Genomic DNA, 16,928 nt, shown 5'->3' on the forward strand with positions numbered 1-16,928 from the left:
GAGATTCAAGATGCTGGAACCCTGTGCGCCCTTGCTGGCCCAATGCGGTAATTCGCTAACAAAAGCTCGTCCGGTGAGAATCGCGAGCGCCCCCCGCAACTGTCTCGCGCGGATCCTGCGATGCCCGGCCCATGAGCCGGCGCGCATCACGTTCGAAGACACAGGCGACATCCGCGTCGCCCGTCCGCGATACGCGCGGTGACGATCCGGGGCTTGTCAGCGCGGCCTGGGACGATTCATGGTCGACCCTCGAACAGGAGGTCGCACTCATCGACCGGCTGTTCGGCGGCGAGATCGCGGCGCTGTTCGAAAAGGACTGAACATGGGAAACGGTAATCTGTCCGGTAAGCGTGTCTTCATCTACGCGCGCGTGTCTCCATCGCGGCAGAATGGCGGGAGCCTGTCGCTGCGCGACCAGGTCGCAGCCGCCGAAGCATGGGTCGAGAACAGCGGAGCTCAGGTGGTCCGTGTATTCTCCGAAAAGGCGAGCGGCACGGTGGATCGTTGCGACGGTATCCATGAGATGATAGCGTCCGCAGAGTCCGACGATCACCCGGTCGATGCCATCCTCGTCGAAACGCCCTCGCGGCTGTGCCGCGATGCACAGGAATTCCGGCGTTATCGCAATCGGCTAGGTCAAAAGAACGTCGAGATCGTCTCCCTCACGCACGATTAACGCAGCGTCGGATCTTCTCATCAATCGAGGCATGTTCGCGGTGAGGGCGAGCACGGCTCGATTATGGGTGGGGGATAATGGCGCCATAAGAGGCCTCATGATGGAAAGTGCCAATTTCGCTGGGAAGCGCGTCTTCGTCTACGCGCGGGTATCGACCACGCGGCAGGAGAAGAACGACCTATCGTTGCCGGATCAGATTGCCACTGCCGAGCGCTGGGTGGAGGATCATGGCGCTCAAACCGTCCGGGTCTTCTCGGAGGCGGGCAGTGCCACCGATGATCATCGTCGTGCCTTTCGCGAAATGATCGCGCTCGCCCAGTCGGATGAGCGCCCGGTCGACATCATTCTCGCGCATTCGCTGTCGCGGCTGTTCCGCAATGCGCTCGATTTCATGCAGTATCGCGAGCGGCTCCGCCGCAGGAAAATCCGCATCATCTCGGTGACGCAAAACTTCGGCGATGATCCGGCGTCCGACCTCGCCGTGTCGATGCTAGCGATCTTCGACGAATATCAATCTGCCGAAAACGGCAAGCACGTCCGTCGCACCATGATCGCCAATGCCGTGAACGGGTTTTGGAATGGCCAGACGCCGCCCATCGGCTTCCGCACCTACAGCGTGCCACAGGCGCGCGGCAAGGACCGCAAGAAGCTGGAGCACGATCCCGAGACCGTCGACATGGTCCGCTACATCTTCAAATCCTATCGCGAAGGCACACCCAACGGCCCGATCGGCATTACGGGCCTTGCCCATCACCTGAACGAGCGCGGCTACCGCATCCGGGGCAAACGGTTCAGCATCGGCACGCTGCACAACATTCTGACCAACACCGCCTATGTCGGCTACGTCATCTTCAACCGGCGGGACTCGCGCACCGGTGAGACGCGGCCGGAAAGCGAGTGGGTGCCGATCCCGGTCCCTCCGATCATCGACGAAGACACGTTCTACGCGGTTCGCCAGCAGATGGCCGATCGTGACCCACGGATGGGCGAGGCTGCCGCGAAGACCAACACAAACCTGCTGACCAGCCGCGCGGTCTGCGGTTGCGGCGGGGACGGCTGTGGTGCGGGGATGATGACCAGCACCGGCAAGTCCGGTCAGTATCGCTATTACGCCTGTTCGGCGCGGATCAAGCGCGGGCCGGAAGCGTGCTCGGGACGCCGCGTTTCGATGGAGCAGCTGGACGATCTGGTTGTCGGCGCAGTAACCCGCCATCTCGTCCAGCCGGAACGCCTGACCGCGCTTCTCCAGACATGGCTGGACCGTTCGGAAACCGCCGTCGCCGAGCGCGCCGCTGAACTGAAGCGGCTGCGAGGCCGGCTAACCCAGCTTGAGGGCGAGAGCGCCCGCGTGATCAAGCTGGTCCGGCTCGAGGTACTCAGCCCGGACGATCCGCAGGTCGCCACCGAACTCGGCAACATCCGCGCGCAGAAGGCCAGCACCCAGGCGGACATCGCTGTCCTCGAACGGCAGATTGATGCTGGCGATCGGCGAATCACGCCTGCGATCATCGCCAAATTCGGCGATCTGCTCCGCCGCAAGCTCCACGAGCCAGACGGCAGGACGCGCAAGGAATACATCCACCTGCTCGTCGACCGCGTCGAGGTCGGCGACCGCGAGGTGCGGATCACGGGCCGCAACGCGATGTTGGAACGCGCCATCATAGCATCCCAGACGCCGGAAGCCGCAGTGCCCAAAGCTGAACAGAAATGGCGCGCCCGGCTGGATTCGAACCAGCGGCCCCAAGCTTAGAAGGCTCGTGCTCTATCCAACTGAGCTACGGGCGCGCGCGGAAGTGCCTTTAGGCGCAGATTGCGTAGCAGGCAAACGCCTCGCATAGTGCGGTGCAATGAACCATCCGCAGCGCCCCGCCCATGTCACCGCCCGCAGCCTTTCCGGCGGGCATTTCCGCTATTTCGACTTCGTGATGGCCGCTTTCGTCGCGATCCTGCTGCTGTCGAATGTGATCGGCGCAGGCAAGGTGGCGCAGATCTGGTTGCCGGGCGTCGGCTATTGGCCGTTCGGAGCGGGCATTCTGTTCTTCCCCATCTCCTATGTGATCGGCGACGTGCTGACCGAGGTCTATGGCTATGCCCGCGCGCGGCGCGTCATCTGGGCGGGCACGGCAGCGGTGCTGTTCATGGCGTTCATGTCGTGGGTGGTCGTCCAACTGCCGCCGGCACCCGATTGGAAGAACCAGGCCGCCTACGAGGTGATCTTCGGCCAGGTGCCGCGGATCGTGCTTGCCTCGGTCTGCGCCTTCTGGGCTGGCGAGTTCGTCAACGCCTTCGTGCTTGCCCGGATGAAGCTCTGGACGGGTGGCCGGATGCTCTGGTCACGGACGATCGGCTCCACTGTGGCGGGGCAGGCGGTGGACAGCCTGATCTTCTACCCGCTCGCCTTCTGGGGCGCCGAAGGCTGGACCAATGCGCTCGTGCTCCAGGTGTTGTTCACCCAGTGGGTGCTCAAGGTCGGTTGGGAAGTGCTGCTGACGCCGGCGACCTATCTGGTCGTGAACTTCCTCAAGCGCGCCGAAGGCGTCGACGTGTTCGACGAGGGCACCGACTTCACGCCGTTCGCCACAGGCGTGTGACATCGGCCAACCGGCGCTGGCGGCCGCCGTGCCGCGTTGAAACCAAATCTATCTGGCGTTCGCGGGGAATCCCCGCATGTTCGGGGGAATAGGTTCCAGGGATTCCCGTGCTCGCGATCAATCCGCTTTATTCTATCGCCGGGGTGCTTGTCGGGCTGCTCGTCGGCATGACCGGCGTCGGCGGCGGCTCGCTGATGACGCCGCTTCTCGTGCTCGCCTTCGGTTTTCATCCGGCAACTGCGGTCGGCACCGACCTGCTCTACGCCTCCGCCACCAAGACGGTGGGGGCGGGGGTGCACGGCCTGCACGGCACGATCGACTGGAAGGTGGTCCGGCGGCTGGCCTATGGCAGCGTGCCGGCGACCGCGCTGACGCTGCTGCTGCTGTCGAGCGCGCAGGAGCATGCGAAGAACAGCGGCGGGCTGATCACCGTGACGCTGGGGTGCGCGCTGCTCGCCACTTCGGTCGCCACCTTCTTTCGCGCGCGGCTTGTCAGCTTCATGGCGCCGAGGTTCGAGCGCCTGGGCGAGGCGCGGATCGGCGCCGTCACCGTGGCGCTGGGGGCCGTGCTCGGGTTGCTGGTGTCGCTCACCTCGGTGGGCGCGGGGGCGCTGGGGATGACGGCGTTGCTGATGCTCTATCCGCACCAGCCGGTGAACAAGCTGGTCGGATCGGACATCGCCCATGCCGTGCCGCTGACGCTTCTCGCCGGAATCGGCCACTGGATGCTGGGTTCGGTGAATGGCGCGCTGCTGGTGTCGCTGCTCGTCGGTTCGGTCCCCGGCATCATCCTAGGCAGCCTGCTGGCGACGCGCACGTCGGACAAGGTGCTGGTGCCGATCCTGGCCGCAACGCTGGCGCTGGTCGGACTGAAGATGCTGTTCTGAGAAAAGCAGCCGCGGTCCCCCGCCGCGGCGCTCTGGTAGAAGGAAAGCCGCGGTCACGCGACCGCGGCGAGCAGCCCTTCGAACAGCCTGCGGCCGTCGCTGCCACCATGCGCGGCTTCGATCCTGCGCTCCGGGTGCGGCATCATGCCGAGCACGTTGCCAGCGGCGTTCATCACGCCCGCGATATTGCGCGCCGAGCCGTTGATGTTCTCACCATAGCGGAACGCCACGCGCCCTTCGCCCTCCAGGCGATCGAGCGTATCGGCGTCGGCAAAGTAATTGCCGTCATGGTGTGCGACGGGAATCGAGAGTTCCTCGCCCGCCTGATAGGCGCTGGTGAAGATCGACTGGGCGTTCTCCACCTTGAGCGGCACGTCGCGGCAGACGAAATCGAGGCCGGCGTTGCGCATCAGCGCGCCCGGCAGCAGCCCGGTTTCGGTGAGGACCTGGAAGCCGTTGCAGATGCCGATCACTGGCGTGCCCGCATTCGCGGCCTCCACCACTGCCTTGACCACCGGCGAGCGCGCCGCGATGGCGCCACAGCGGAGATAATCGCCATAAGAGAAGCCGCCGGGCAGGGCGATCAGTCCCAAGCCTTCCGGCAGTTCGCTATCGCCATGCCACACCATGTGCGGCTTGGTGCCGGTCACGCTCTCCAGCGCGACCGCGATGTCGCGATCGCAGTTGGAGCCGGGGAAGACGATGACCGCGGTCTTCACAGCTTTTCGACCCGGTAGTTCTCGATCACCGTGTTGGCGAGGAGCTTGCGGCACATCTCGTCGATGGCGGCGTCGCCGGTCGAATCGGCAACCTCCAGTTCGAAGATCTTGCCGGCGCGGACATCCTCGACGCCCTCGAAACCGAGGCCGCCGAGCGCGTTCTGAATGGCCTTGCCCTGCGGATCGAGCACGCCGTTCTTCAAGGTGACGATGATGCGGAGTTTCATGGGCGCGCCTATGGCGCGGCGGGGGCAAAGTCGCAATCGGAAATCGCGGGGATCGGGTTCATGATCCTCCCGGAAGCGGGGAGGGGGACCGCCACGGGCAAGTCCCTTGTGGCGATCCCCCTCCACACGCGCTTGCGGCGCGGTGCCCTCCTCCCCCATGCCGGGAAGGATCCAAGGCGTTTACTTGCCCCGCTTCTTGCGGTGCGTCTCCAGGTCCAGCACGTCGGACGCGTCGCCTTCCGGGAACAGGCCGAGGCGGCGAGCCACTTCCTGATAGGCCTCCACTTCGCCACCCAGATCCCGGCGGAAGCGATCCTTGTCGAGCTTCTCGCCGGTGGCGATATCCCAGAGGCGGCAGCCGTCGGGGCTGATCTCGTCGGCCAGGATGATCCGGCCATACTCATTTTCCCAGATGCGGCCGAATTCGAGCTTGAAGTCCACGAGGCGGATGCCGATCCCGGCGAACAGGCCCGAGAGGAAGTCGTTCACGCGGATGGCCATGTCGGCCATGTCGTGCAGCTCTTCCTGGCTCGCCCAGCCGAACGCCAGGATATGCTCGTCGGTGACCATCGGGTCGCCGAGCGCATCGTCCTTGTAGTAATATTCGACGATGGTGCGCGGCAGCGGCGTGCCTTCCTCGATGCCCAGCTTCTTGGCGAGCGAGCCCGCCACGACGTTGCGGACGACGACTTCGATCGGCACGATCTCGACCTGACGGATCAGCTGCTCGCGCATGTTGAGCCGACGGATGAAATGGGTGGGAATGCCGATGCCGGCGAGCAGCGTGAATACATGCTCGCTGATGCGGTTGTTGAGCACGCCCTTGCCGTTGATCGTGCCCTTTTTCTGGGCATTGAAGGCCGTCGCATCGTCCTTGAAATACTGGATCAGCGTGCCGGGCTCCGGACCCTCGTAGAGAATCTTAGCCTTGCCTTCGTAGATTTGCCGGCGGCGTGCCATGTCGGCCTAGTCCCTTGGAAATGCGTTGCCCCGGCGGCACGGGATTTCTCCACGCGACATCCGGGGCTCTGGAAGGTCTGGCCCTATACCGGAAGGGGGGCGGGCACGCAATCCGGGGCGGGGGGCGTTCAGGCCAAGCTCGGGCGGCTACCCGGGCCGGCACCGCGGACCATGGTTGCAAGGGCATCCAACGTGCTCCGGGCTGAATATGCGTAATCAACAAAGGCCGCACCGGAGCATTAACCAGAAATTTCCGGCATCGATCCTGTCTTCCATCGAATATCCTAAAATGGAAACGACCGGACTGAATTGGATTTGACAGATGGTGACGTTTCGCAAGGCGGCGTGGGTCGGCCTGGACCACATGCCAGAAGTAGATGTGTCTTCCTATGTACAGCAGGTCGCAGCGGGGGTCAGACGCGACGGTCAGCTGCGCCGGCTGCGTCACTCCCTCTATGCGAATTACGCCCATAATTATATTTGGGGCCTGCGCACCAAATCGAACGACCCGGCTCGCCTTAGCCGGCTCGGACGCGTGGAACGACTGTTGCGCCAGCCGTTCGCCCGCATCGGTCGCACGCCGCGCGCGGCAGAGTTTCGCGAGCTCGACTTCCATTTTGCCGATAAGATGCTCGATACCGGTCTGGTGGATCGGCTGGCGTCCTCGCTGTTCGCGCCACAGCGTTTCACCGATCCCTATCTCGACGGCTTCGAGCATATCGGCGCGCCGGAAACGGCCCGGCACCCATTCTTGATGATGCAGACCGAGCGTCTATTCGCGGATCCCGCCTTTCTCGAGATCTGCGCGAACCCCGATCTGATCGCATTCTGTCGCGAAGCGCTGGGGCCGAAGGCGGCGTTGAGCTGGGCCTGGGCCTGGATATCGCAGCCGACGAACGCGGCGTACCAGAACCAGAACTGGCATCGCGACTGCGCGGAGCCGCTCAATTGCCTCCGCATATTCGTGCCGCTCACCACCATCGAAGGGCGCGAGGACGGTCCCCTGGAACTGATCCCGAAGACGTCGGCTCTCCGCGCCTTTCACGAGGTGCGACGGTTCGGTGATGGCGAACTCGAGGCGCTGAAGCAGGCCAATGGCGCCGGCGTCGTCCTGGCGGAGAAGGGCGACGTCTATTTCGTCAATACCTTCGCGCTGCATCGGGGCACGCCCCCGCTTCGGCGTCGCGCGATGCTCTCGCTCCTGGTGTCGATCGGCCCGTCGCATCGGACGTCGGCGATCCCAAGGCGCAAGCTGAGCGAGCTGCCTGAACAGGTCCAGGCAACGGTTCGCAAGAACCGCAGCTTCTTCCGCCGGCTCGTCCTGTAATCGACGGCACGCGATGGTAAAGCTCGTCATCTGGGACCTCGACGACACGCTGTGGCGGGGAACCCTGGCAGAAGGCGAAACGGTCACGCCGTTCGCATCGCGCTTCGATCTGGTGCGGCGGTTGAACGACCACGGCGTCGTTTCGGCGATCTGTTCCAAGAACGACCCGCAAGCCGCCGAGTCGCAGTTGCGCGCCTTCGGCTTGTGGGACGCATTCGTATTTCCTCGTATCGCGTTCGTGCCCAAGGGACCGGCGGTCGCGGCGATCATCGACGACATGCAACTGCGCCCTTGCGACGTGCTGTTCGTCGACGACAATCGTGCCAATCTGCAGGAAGTCGGGCATCTTCTGCCGGACGTCCAACTGCTCGATATCACCGCCGCCGATGCGGACGCGACGCTGGAAGCGATCCTCACGCAGCAGAAGCCCTCGCGTAACCGCGTCGCCGAGTATCGCATCCTGGAAGCGAAGAAGCGGGACCAGGCCGCGGGCGACCTGTCGAACGAGGCGTTTCTGCACAGCTGCGGGATCGAGGCTTGTGCTCCGTTCCTGATGGACAATCTCGATTTTCTCGACCGCATCGTGGAGCTGATCAACCGCTCCAACCAGCTCAACTATACGCAGTCACGCGTCGATCGCGCCGTGCTGGAGGCAGCGGTCATCGATGTAGCCCGGCACGACAGCTGGTCGATCTTCGCGTGGGATCGCTACGGCGACTATGGGCTGGTCGGGTTCGTGATGGTTGATCGCGCCAGCCAGCGCTTCGAGCATTTCACCTTTTCCTGTCGCGCGATGCATATGGGACTGGAAGCCTATGCGCTGCGCAAGGTGCGGGAGAAACACCCCTCGATCGATATCTCCCACTGGTCCGATCGCTTCTCGGTGCGCGATCCTGCCTGGGTAACGGATCGTTCCTTCCACGACCCGGACATTCGCGTACGTCGCTTGGCGTCGCTTCGTGGCCAAGCGGTGCGCGAGCCCCGGGCCCGGATCATGTTCGACTGCCAATCCGGGGGTATCGCCCATTTCAGTCGTCATCGAGACGTGCTTGAATTCGACAACAATCCCAGGCTGTTCGGCATGCGCTACGTGCTCGACGGCGAACATGGGCGCCAGCGCTATCCGCAGGCAATCGTGTTTGGTCCCGGCATCGATTACAGCAATCCGCGCTGGCCGTCGCGCGCGCTGCCCCAGCTCGAAAACGGCATCTACCGTGCGTGTGTCGAGCGGTTCTGCAGCTTCTTCGCTGCGCGGGGCACGCGTGCGCTGATCTTCCTGTGCCCGGAGAACATGCCAGAGGACAAATATCGTCCGCACATGGCCCATAGCCGTCAACGGACGATCGCGCTGAACGCGGAATGGCGGCGTGCGGCCGAGTCCTGCAGCTGGATGCACCTGATCGACATCGGCGCGTTCGCGGAAGCGGACATGCTGTCGGACGTGAGCCATTATCATCCGACGCTGCTGCAGCGCATCGCCGCGCACCTGGACGATTGGCTCGACCGGCTTGCGAACGAAAGTGACGCGCCCGCGCTGGACACTCTCGACGATGCCGCGTTCGTGACCGCTGGCCAGGCGGCGCTTGGCGGCAATCAGTTGGTGGTGCTGCCCGACCTGCTCGGCGGGCTGGCGGCACGCCCTGCGCTCGCATCGTCCGAACTGGGGCAGACCCTGCTGATCCAGGCGCTGGTGGCGATCGTCGGCATCTGCGGCAGCGGCGAAATCTCGATCGCGGCTCGTGCCATCGGCGCCGGCGGCCGCGATCTTGCCGAACTCGGCGCATCGTTGCTCGAGCAGGCCGTTTCGCCCGAGGGGAACCTTGCGGTTGAGGCACTGGCGGACGGCACGCTCTTTGCGCTGGCGCTTCTGCTGGGTGCTGCCGGGAAGCAAGATCGTGCGCTCGCGCTCATGACAGCCGCGGAAATGGAGCGCGAAGCGCCGACCTTCCGGCGCGGATCTCTGGCCGTTCGCGGGCAAATCGCACAGCATGCAGGACCGTGATGCCCGCGATCTAGGCGTTTGCATCCGCTGCCGCCCGCTGGTGCGTCCGGCTCAGTTCGCGGGCGTGCGGCGGCGGAGCAGCGCCACGACCGTTGCGCCGGCGGCGAATACCGCCGCCCAGGGCAGCAGATAGATCGCCAGCGACAGCAGCGCCTGCATTCCCCAAACGAACGTAACCGCCGAGCCTTGCGCCGCCATGCCCAGCGCCGCGCCGACACTGGCACCCGATGCTGGTGCCGCGAGCGGTTGATAGCGAATGTCAACTTCCGCCATCGAAATCCGACCGCGCAGTTCGCCGAGCCAGGCGCGGGCCTTATCCAGTTCCTCCTGGGCTGCCGCGACGCTGCGTTCGGCATCGACCAGTTCGCTGACCGATCCTTTGCGCGTGCGCAGCATCTCCGTCAGCCGGGCAACCAGCACCTCGCGCTGGCGGATGCGGGCGGCGGTATCGCTCAGGTCCTTCGACACGTCTTCGCCGCTGACGTTGGTGGCTGGCGCCGTGCCACCCGCGGCCGCCACCTGTCGAGCGGCCTCGCCGGTAAAGTAAGTCGCGTCGGCGGTGGCCACGCGAAGCTTCAGCTGCGCTTCGCCGGCACCGTTGTTCTCGTCGCCGCGGGTAAGTGCAACCAGCTGGCACCGCGCGGGCCCGAGCCCCTGGCAAAGGGCGTGATGCGATTCCTGCGTGGCGGCCAGGCGCGCTTCGGGCAGCTGGAAGCGCAGCGAATAGCGGTAGGCCAGTTGCGGGACAGCGATGCTGATCGCCTCAGCGCCGAGCGCTTCCGGCGCATGTTCGGCAACCGTCTCAGCTCCGCCTTGTCGGCCCGACGTGGCATCCTCCTTGGCAGAACAGGCCGCGAGCAGTGCCGCGGAACTCATGGCCAGAACCTTGCGCATCCTCATCCCTCCCTTGGTGATGCGCAAAATCCATCATCAAACTAGGATATCGTCAAGACACATTCTTGCCACATGTGGGGCAAAAATTGGGCATTCCGCGCATTGTTTTCCGTAAGAAACTGTAACTGCAGGGAAGGTTAGTTCAGCACCGGGGTTGTTCGCCAAAGCCTGCGTCGATCTCGCCGCACCCGCTGTCGCCGAAACAATTAGCACGGATCATAAGGGGAACGCCCTTGGCGTTTCCCCTTCCGGCCTGCTATCCGGGATAGCGATGAGCCTCGACACCGACGTTTCCGAACCTTCCGGCGCCTCCGATGTGCCCTTCGACAGCGCGCTTTCCGAGCGCTACCTGGTCTATGCGCTGTCGACGATCACCGCGCGCTCGCTTCCCGATGTCCGCGACGGGCTGAAGCCGGTCCACCGCCGGCTGCTCTGGGCGATGCGGCTGCTGCGGCTTGATCCGGCGAGCGGCTATAAGAAGTGCGCGCGTGTCGTGGGCGATGTGATCGGTAAGTATCACCCGCATGGCGACGCGTCGGTCTATGACGCGATGGTGCGCTTGGCCCAGACGTTTGCGCTCCGCTATCCGCTGGTCGACGGGCAGGGCAATTTCGGCAATATCGACGGCGATAATGCCGCCGCCTACCGGTACACCGAGGCGCGGCTGACCCAGGTCGCGATAGACTTGATGGACGGGCTCGACGAGAATGCCGTCGATTTCCGCCCGACCTATAACGGCGAGGACGAGGAGCCGGAGCTGTTCCCCGGCCTGTTCCCGAACCTGCTCGCCAATGGCGCGGCCGGCATCGCAGTGGGCATGGCGACCAGCATCCCGCCGCACAACGCCGCCGAGCTGATGCAGGCCGCCGTCGCGCTGATCGACAATCCGCAGGCCAACGTCCTCGACTATGTGAAGGGCCCGGACTTCCCGACCGGGGGTCTCGCGGTCGACAGCCCCGCCGCGATCGCCGAGGCCTATGCCACCGGCCGGGGCAGCTTTCGCGTGCGGGCGAAGATCGAGAAGGTGACCGAGAAGGGCGGCGGCTGGCACCTGATCGTCAGCGAGATCCCCTATGGCGTGCAGAAGGGTAAGTTGATCGAGGGCATCGCCGCGCTGGTCAACGACAAGAAGCTGCCGATCCTCGGCGACGTGCGCGACGAATCGGCGGAGGACATCCGCATCGTCCTCGAACCGCGCAGCCGCACCGTAGACGCCGACACGCTGATGGACAGCCTCTATCGCTTGTCTGACCTCGAAGTGCGGGTGCCGCTCAACCTCAACGTGCTCGACAAGAACCGTACGCCGCGGGTGATGAGCCTGGCCGAGGCGCTCGCCGGCTGGCTCGAGCACCAGTTCGTGGTGCTCCAGCGCAAGTCGCAGCACCGGCTGGAGAAGATCGCCGACCGGCTCGAGCTGCTGCGCGGCTATATCACCGCCTATCTCAACCTCGACCGGGTGATCGAGATCATCCGCACCGAGGACGAGCCCAAGCCGATCATGATGGCGGAGTTCAGCCTCACCGATCGCCAGGCCGAGGCGATCCTCAACATGCGGCTGCGCAGCTTGCGCAAGCTGGAGGAGATGGAGCTCCGCCGCGAGCAGGAGAAGCTGGAGAAGGAACAGGCCGAGCTGGAGACGTTGCTCGGCTCGGAAGCCCGCCAGCGCACCTGGATGAAGCGCGCGCTCGGCAAGATGATCGCGCGCTACGGCCTGGATACCCCGCTCGGCGCCCGCCGCACCGCGATCGTCGAGATGGCGCCTGCCCGCGAGATCCCGCTGGAGGCGATGATCGAGCGCGAGCCGATCACCGTCATCCTCTCGCAGCGCGGATGGATCCGCGCGATGAAGGGTCATGTCGAGGATCTCGGCGGGGAGGCGCTGAAGTTCAAGGAAGGCGACGGGCCGTTCCTGGCCTTCCACGCCCAGACCACCGACAAGCTGCTGCTCGCCGCGGATAATGGCCGTTTCTACACGCTGGGGGCGGACAAGCTGCCCGGCGGCCGCGGCTTTGGCGAGCCAGTGCGGTTGTTGATCGATCTGGAGGCGGAACGGCAGATCGTCACGTTGCTGCCGGCGAGCACCGCGCCGAAACTATTGGTGGCTGCCAGCGACGGTCGCGGCTTCGTGGTCAGCGCGCAGGAAGTCATCGCCGAAACGCGCAAGGGCAAGCAGGTGGTCACGCCGCGGTCCGGTGCGCACCTGAAACTGGTGCGCCCGATCGGGCCGGACGACGATTTCGTCGCGGTGATCGGCGACAATCGCAAAATGCTGGTCTTTCCGCTGCCGGAAGTGGCGGAGATGACGCGCGGCCAGGGTGTGCAACTCCAGCGCTATCGCGACGGCGGACTTTCGGACGTGATCACCTTCCGCTTCGCGGATGGCTTGCGCTGGCGAATGGGGGGCGAGCAGGGGCGCTATCGATCGGAAGCGGATCTTACGCCATGGCGCGCGGCTCGCGGCGCTGCGGGGCGGATGCCACCCACCGGATTTCCTCGCGACAATCGATTCTAATTCGTTCGAATCACAATTGATCCGCAAGGGTTTCAGAGCGCCTTAACTGTTTCCACGTAGACAGCGGGCGATGGCGTTCCGAAGAGTCAGGGCTCTAAACATGCGCACCGTGGAGCCCGCTCCGCGGATCAAGGAACGTAATCCCGCGCAGCTGTCGGACGCGGGTGCGCTGATCGAGCTGCTCCCGGTGCCTGCCGCGGTGCTCGAATGGACGGAAGACGGCGTTGTCCTGATCGCGGCCAACGGTCCGTTTCGCCTCGCCGGCCTCGGCACGACTGCGGCCGAATCGCCGGTAATCCGGCTGCTGGGAGGCAGGATTGGCAGCTTCCTGGAATCGGAGGCGACGCAGGAGGAAATCGCCTGGCGCTTCGGTGACGAGGTGGACAGCCGCCATTTCCGCGTTCTGTTGGCGCGGCGCGAGAAGACGGTGCGACAATGCCTGATCACGCTCGTTGACCACACGTCCGAGCTACGCACCGAACAGAGCCTCCGCCGCGAAATGGCGACGGACAGCCTGACAGGTCTGCCGAACCGGGCCGGTTTCTCGGACGATCTGGAAGAACGTATTTGTCCCAGCGAAGCGGCCGGCCACGCGGTGCTGGTAATCAATCTCGATCGTTTCAGCCGCGTCAATGCCTGCATGGGCGCGCTGGCCGGCGACGAACTGCTCATCTCCGTCGCCCGCCGGCTGAAAGGCGCGCTGCGCGGCCACGATACGCTCGCTCGGATCGGGGGTGACGAGTTCGGGGTTTTGATGTCTCTCGATCAGGGGGCGGGCGACGCGGCCCATGTCGCGAAGCGCATCCATGCCGCCTTCACCAATCCGTTTCGCCTCTCCAGCTTCGAAATCCGCATCGATTGCTCGATCGGGATCGCACTCGGTTCGGATATCGATGGCGATGCCGAAGATCTGATCCGCAACGCCCAGTTCGCCGTGCGGCGCGCCAAGAAGAGCGGCCGAACCGAAATCTATCACACGCGCGCGCTCGATCTGGCGCGCGAACAGTTCGCGATCGAGACCGAGCTTCGCCGCGCCATTGAAAATGGCTGCATGACGCTGAACTTCCAGCCGATCTGTGACCTTGCGAGTGGCAAGATCACCTCGTTCGAAGCGCTGGCGCGCTGGACGACGGAGGAGGGCGTGGCGATTTCGCCCAATGCCTTCATCCCCGTGGCGGAGGAATCGGGGCTGATCGTGCCGCTCGGCCGCTGGGCGATGGACGAGGCCGCGCGGACGCTGGCCGAATGGGATGCGCGCGCGGGCGGCAATTGTGGCGTCAAAGTCGCAGTGAACCTTTCGGCCATTCAGCTGCAGCGCGACCATATCGGCGCGTTGGTGAAGGCGGCGATCGATCGGCATGGCGTGCCGGGATCGCGCTTCACCCTGGAACTGACCGAAAGCGCGATCGTCACCGATCCGGATCGCATCGCGCGAACGATGGGCGCGCTCAAGGAACTGGGCACGACGCTCGCGATGGACGATTTCGGCACCGGCTATTCCAACCTTGCCTATCTGCAAAAGCTGCCGATCGACGTTCTGAAGATCGATCGCAGCTTCGTCACCGGCATGCTGGCCGATCGCGACAAGATCGCCATCATTCGCGCGATCCTCAGCCTGGCGCTCGCGCTGGGCATGCAGACGACGGCGGAGGGCATCGAGAGCATCGAGCTGGCGCAGACGCTGGCCGCGCTAGGATGCACCTTTGGCCAGGGCTATCACTATGCCCGGCCGCTGCCCGGCGACGAAGCCTTTGCCTTGATCGGTGCGCGCAACGCCTGATCGACGACGCTGTCGGCGAGCGCGGCGACCCGGTCGGCGGGCGGGAAGCCTTCGGCGATCCAGCGATCCTCGACCGCGCGCAGCGCCCGTGCGACGTCCGGCCCCTTGGCGAGGCCGCGTTCCACCAGCGCACCGCCGGTGAGAGGCAGGCGAGGAATGTCCCACTCCCGAAGCTGGCTCCACGCATGCGGCAGCACTGCCGGGTCGGAGAGCGCGAGCAGCACGCGGTCTTCGGCTGTCTCGCGGCCCAGGCGATAGGCGAGCCCGCGCGGGTCTTCGACACCGGCAGTATCGGTCGCGAGCACAAGCCGCTTGCGCTGCGCGTTGGACAGCTTGAGCCGGGCACCGATCGCCTCCGCCGTTCCGCTGTCGGCAGGCAGCAGCGCAGCCAGCCGGCGGATCGGATCGGGGGCCGCGCCTACCATTGCCTCCCGTGCAGCGAGTGCTGCCAGGGACGTTTCGGAGGTAATTTCAGGTAGCACCGGGAGGAGGATGCCGCGATCCAGCATGATCCGTACGACGCGCACAGCGTCGCGTGCGATCAACAGCTTCAGCAATTCGTCGCGGATACGCTCGCGGCTGAGCGCCATCAGGTCGCGCGCACGCGCGGTGCATGCGTCCAGCCCTTCGGCATCGGGCGTGTCGCCGAAGCGCGCGAGGAAGCGGAAGAAGCGCAGGATGCGGAGATGGTCTTCCGCGATGCGCCGGATCGGATCGCCGATGAAGCGCACGCGCCGTGCCGCCAGATCCTCCAGCCCTCCGAAATAATCGAACAGGCGGCCCGTGGCGGGATCAGCGTAGAGCGCGTTGATCGTAAAATCGCGGCGGGCGGCGTCTTCGCGCCAATCTTCGGTGAAGGCGACGGTTGCCCGGCGCCCATCGGTGGAGACGTCCCGCCGCAGCGTCGTCACTTCGACCGGGCCGCTGTCGAGCACCGCCGTGATCGTTCCATGGTCGATTCCGGTCGGCACGGCGCGAATGCCCGCTGTGCTCAAGCGATCCAGAACCGCTTGCGGCGTAAGCATGGTGGCGACATCGAGATCGGCGACGGGGGTGCCGATCAATGCGTCTCGCACGGCGCCGCCCACGAACCTGCTGAGCCCCTCTTCGGCGCCCAGCACGGTGGTAAGCGAATCAAGGCCCGGGCGATTGCGCCAGTCGACATCGGGAAGAATCAGATCGGCCATTGCATCCGTCGGGAAAGGTTGATGATCATTGCAGCAGTGGCACCCCATATCCGCCGCTGCTGCCACTGGATTTCATAATAGTGCCGCTGCTGGCCCTGATAGACTGCGTGCTTTTCCGCATGGTTGGCCGCGTCCAGCAAAAAACCGAGCGGAACTTCGAACACATCGGCCACTTCGGCTTCGGAAGCAACGAGGACGAGATCGGCAGGGACAACCCCGATCACCGGCGTCACGTCGAAGCCGGTTACCGTGCGATATCGATCGGCGGTGCCCACCACCTCCACGTGCCGGCGGGGCAGGGCGATTTCCTCCTCGGCTTCGCGAAGCGCGGCTTCGATCGCGTCGCGATCGCCCGCATCGATCCGGCCGCCGGGAAAGGCGATCTGCCCGGCATGCCGGCGCAATTGCGCATTGCGCTGGGTAAGGATGACGCCCGGCTCGGCGCTGTCGGTGACCGCGACCAGCACTGCGGCCGCGCTGGGCGCCTGGGCTGGATCGACAAAGGCGAGGTCGCCCGGCAGCAGCGGGACCGCAGGCTGGGGGGCCTGCGCCAGGGCAGTGCGCAGCCGCGCCGCCAGTTTCACGCTGCGGGCTCCAGGCCGAAGAACGCGCCGTCGCTCCAGACTCCCGGAGGCGAGGAGCCGTTGTCGAGCGCGAGCTGCGCCAGCTCATAGTAAAGTGCGCGGGAGATCAGCGCATCCAGCCCCTTGCGGACCTGCACATAAGGGTGTGGCCCGTCTTCATGGGTTTCCATTCGTAGCGGATGGTTCGGGCCTGCCACCACGACATCGTCCGTATTGAGCCGGAAGGCGAGGCGGCCGTCGCTGCCGGTGCCGTCGATCTTCAGCTCGACGGCGACGAACGGCGCATCCTCTACGGCGATGTCCAGCTTTTCGACCGGCGTGACGAGAACGAAGCGACCGTCCGGCTCCCGCCGCAAAATCGTCGAGAACAGGCGAACCATCGCCGGGCGTTGGATCGGCCCGCCCTGATGATACCAGGTGCCGTCGCGGGCGATACGCATCTCGCTGTCGCCGCAATGGGCTGGATTCCAGCTCTCGACCGGGGGCAGGCGGTTTTCCGCGGCGGCCCTTGCGATTTCGGCGAGGGACAGATCGGAGAAACCGGGGGGCGGGGGGCTAGGCATGGCGTTCCCTTAACGTGCG

At 65.1% G+C, this 16,928-nt stretch carries 16 protein-coding genes, 1 tRNA gene and 1 pseudogene; 9 read left to right on the forward strand and 9 right to left on the reverse strand.

What is annotated here, in order from left to right:
- The first annotated feature begins 131 nt into the window (after window positions 1–131).
- The 3 genes and pseudogenes from ACNFJ7_RS02855 to ACNFJ7_RS02865 form a co-directional block, all read left to right on the forward strand.
- Window positions 132–320: a hypothetical protein gene (locus tag ACNFJ7_RS02855; protein WP_019370636.1), complete on the forward strand. Its 189-nt coding sequence runs from the start codon at window positions 132–134 to the stop codon at window positions 318–320.
- A gap of 2 nt (window positions 321–322) precedes the next feature.
- Window positions 323–676: a recombinase family protein gene (locus ACNFJ7_RS02860; protein ID WP_019370637.1), complete on the forward strand. Its 354-nt coding sequence runs from the start codon at window positions 323–325 to the stop codon at window positions 674–676.
- Window positions 677–776: 100 nt separating this feature from the next.
- Window positions 777–1,820: pseudogene (locus tag ACNFJ7_RS02865) on the forward strand (recombinase family protein); the annotation flags it as partial.
- Window positions 1,821–1,994: 174 nt separating this feature from the next.
- On the opposite strand, the gene ACNFJ7_RS02870 reads toward ACNFJ7_RS02865, so the two are convergent.
- Both ACNFJ7_RS02870 and ACNFJ7_RS02875 read right to left on the reverse strand, forming a co-directional pair.
- Complete coding sequence (locus ACNFJ7_RS02870; RefSeq protein ID WP_236704457.1) at window positions 1,995–2,420, reverse strand: hypothetical protein; 426 nt, start codon at window positions 2,418–2,420, stop codon at window positions 1,995–1,997.
- A tRNA-Arg gene (locus ACNFJ7_RS02875) sits at window positions 2,385–2,461 on the reverse strand. The genes ACNFJ7_RS02870 and ACNFJ7_RS02875 overlap by 36 nt, the downstream gene beginning before the upstream one ends.
- 62 nt (window positions 2,462–2,523) lie before the next feature.
- Between ACNFJ7_RS02875 and ACNFJ7_RS02880 the strand changes: the two genes are divergently transcribed.
- The gene (locus ACNFJ7_RS02880) at window positions 2,524–3,267 is read left to right on the forward strand and encodes a queuosine precursor transporter (RefSeq protein ID WP_019370638.1); all 744 of its coding nucleotides are present in this window, start codon (window positions 2,524–2,526) and stop codon (window positions 3,265–3,267) included.
- 107 nt (window positions 3,268–3,374) lie between these two features.
- Window positions 3,375–4,154 carry a sulfite exporter TauE/SafE family protein gene (locus ACNFJ7_RS02885; RefSeq protein WP_019370639.1) on the forward strand — a complete coding sequence of 260 codons (780 nt, stop codon included), beginning with the start codon at window positions 3,375–3,377 and terminating at the stop codon, window positions 4,152–4,154.
- A gap of 53 nt (window positions 4,155–4,207) precedes the next feature.
- Here the strand turns inward: ACNFJ7_RS02885 and purQ are convergent, their stop codons facing one another.
- From purQ to purC, 3 genes are all read right to left on the reverse strand, one after another.
- Window positions 4,208–4,873, reverse strand: a complete 666-nt coding sequence (gene purQ / locus ACNFJ7_RS02890) for a phosphoribosylformylglycinamidine synthase subunit PurQ (RefSeq protein ID WP_019370640.1) — start codon at window positions 4,871–4,873, stop codon at window positions 4,208–4,210.
- Entirely contained in the window at window positions 4,870–5,100 is a 231-nt protein-coding gene (gene purS, locus ACNFJ7_RS02895; RefSeq protein WP_019370641.1) for a phosphoribosylformylglycinamidine synthase subunit PurS, read from the reverse strand. Before purS ends, purQ begins: the two co-directional genes overlap by 4 nt.
- A 180-nt stretch (window positions 5,101–5,280) precedes the next feature.
- Window positions 5,281–6,060, reverse strand: a complete 780-nt coding sequence (purC, locus tag ACNFJ7_RS02900; protein WP_019370642.1) for a phosphoribosylaminoimidazolesuccinocarboxamide synthase — start codon at window positions 6,058–6,060, stop codon at window positions 5,281–5,283.
- A gap of 535 nt (window positions 6,061–6,595) precedes the next feature.
- On the opposite strand from purC, the gene ACNFJ7_RS02905 reads away from it, so the two are divergent.
- Window positions 6,596–7,387 (forward strand): hypothetical protein, encoded by a 792-nt coding sequence (locus tag ACNFJ7_RS02905; protein ID WP_236704456.1) that lies wholly within the window; start codon window positions 6,596–6,598, stop codon window positions 7,385–7,387.
- Window positions 7,388–7,400: 13 nt separating this feature from the next.
- Window positions 7,401–9,389 (forward strand): HAD-IIIC family phosphatase, encoded by a 1,989-nt coding sequence (locus ACNFJ7_RS02910; protein ID WP_019370644.1) that lies wholly within the window; start codon window positions 7,401–7,403, stop codon window positions 9,387–9,389.
- Window positions 9,390–9,440: 51 nt separating this feature from the next.
- Here the strand turns inward: ACNFJ7_RS02910 and ACNFJ7_RS02915 are convergent, their stop codons facing one another.
- Entirely contained in the window at window positions 9,441–10,283 is an 843-nt protein-coding gene (locus tag ACNFJ7_RS02915; RefSeq protein ID WP_019370645.1) for a DUF4349 domain-containing protein, read from the reverse strand.
- Window positions 10,284–10,554: 271 nt separating this feature from the next.
- Here ACNFJ7_RS02915 and parC point away from each other — a divergent pair, with 271 nt between their 5' ends.
- Window positions 10,555–12,795, forward strand: a complete 2,241-nt coding sequence (gene parC / locus ACNFJ7_RS02920) for a DNA topoisomerase IV subunit A (RefSeq protein WP_019370646.1) — start codon at window positions 10,555–10,557, stop codon at window positions 12,793–12,795.
- A 100-nt stretch (window positions 12,796–12,895) separates the two neighbouring features.
- Window positions 12,896–14,575, forward strand: a complete 1,680-nt coding sequence (locus ACNFJ7_RS02925) for a putative bifunctional diguanylate cyclase/phosphodiesterase (protein ID WP_019370647.1) — start codon at window positions 12,896–12,898, stop codon at window positions 14,573–14,575.
- Here ACNFJ7_RS02925 and ACNFJ7_RS02930 read toward each other — a convergent pair.
- The 3 genes from ACNFJ7_RS02930 to ACNFJ7_RS02940 are packed head-to-tail and all read right to left on the reverse strand — an operon-like array spanning window position 14,515 to window position 16,909.
- Window positions 14,515–15,762 carry a CCA tRNA nucleotidyltransferase gene (locus tag ACNFJ7_RS02930; RefSeq protein ID WP_019370648.1) on the reverse strand — a complete coding sequence of 416 codons (1,248 nt, stop codon included), beginning with the start codon at window positions 15,760–15,762 and terminating at the stop codon, window positions 14,515–14,517. The two genes, ACNFJ7_RS02925 and ACNFJ7_RS02930, sit on opposite strands and share 61 nt — an antisense overlap.
- A complete protein-coding gene (locus tag ACNFJ7_RS02935) occupies window positions 15,750–16,346 on the reverse strand; it encodes a CoA pyrophosphatase (protein WP_019370649.1) in 597 nt (198 codons plus the stop codon). Before ACNFJ7_RS02935 ends, ACNFJ7_RS02930 begins: the two co-directional genes overlap by 13 nt.
- Window positions 16,343–16,909: a DUF1285 domain-containing protein gene (locus ACNFJ7_RS02940; RefSeq protein ID WP_026009334.1), complete on the reverse strand. Its 567-nt coding sequence runs from the start codon at window positions 16,907–16,909 to the stop codon at window positions 16,343–16,345. The genes ACNFJ7_RS02935 and ACNFJ7_RS02940 overlap by 4 nt, the downstream gene beginning before the upstream one ends.
- Window positions 16,910–16,928 lie beyond the last annotated feature (19 nt).

This window comes from Sphingomonas sp. HT-1, assembly GCF_048568905.1.
Taxonomy (GTDB): Bacteria; Pseudomonadota; Alphaproteobacteria; order Sphingomonadales; family Sphingomonadaceae; genus Sphingomonas.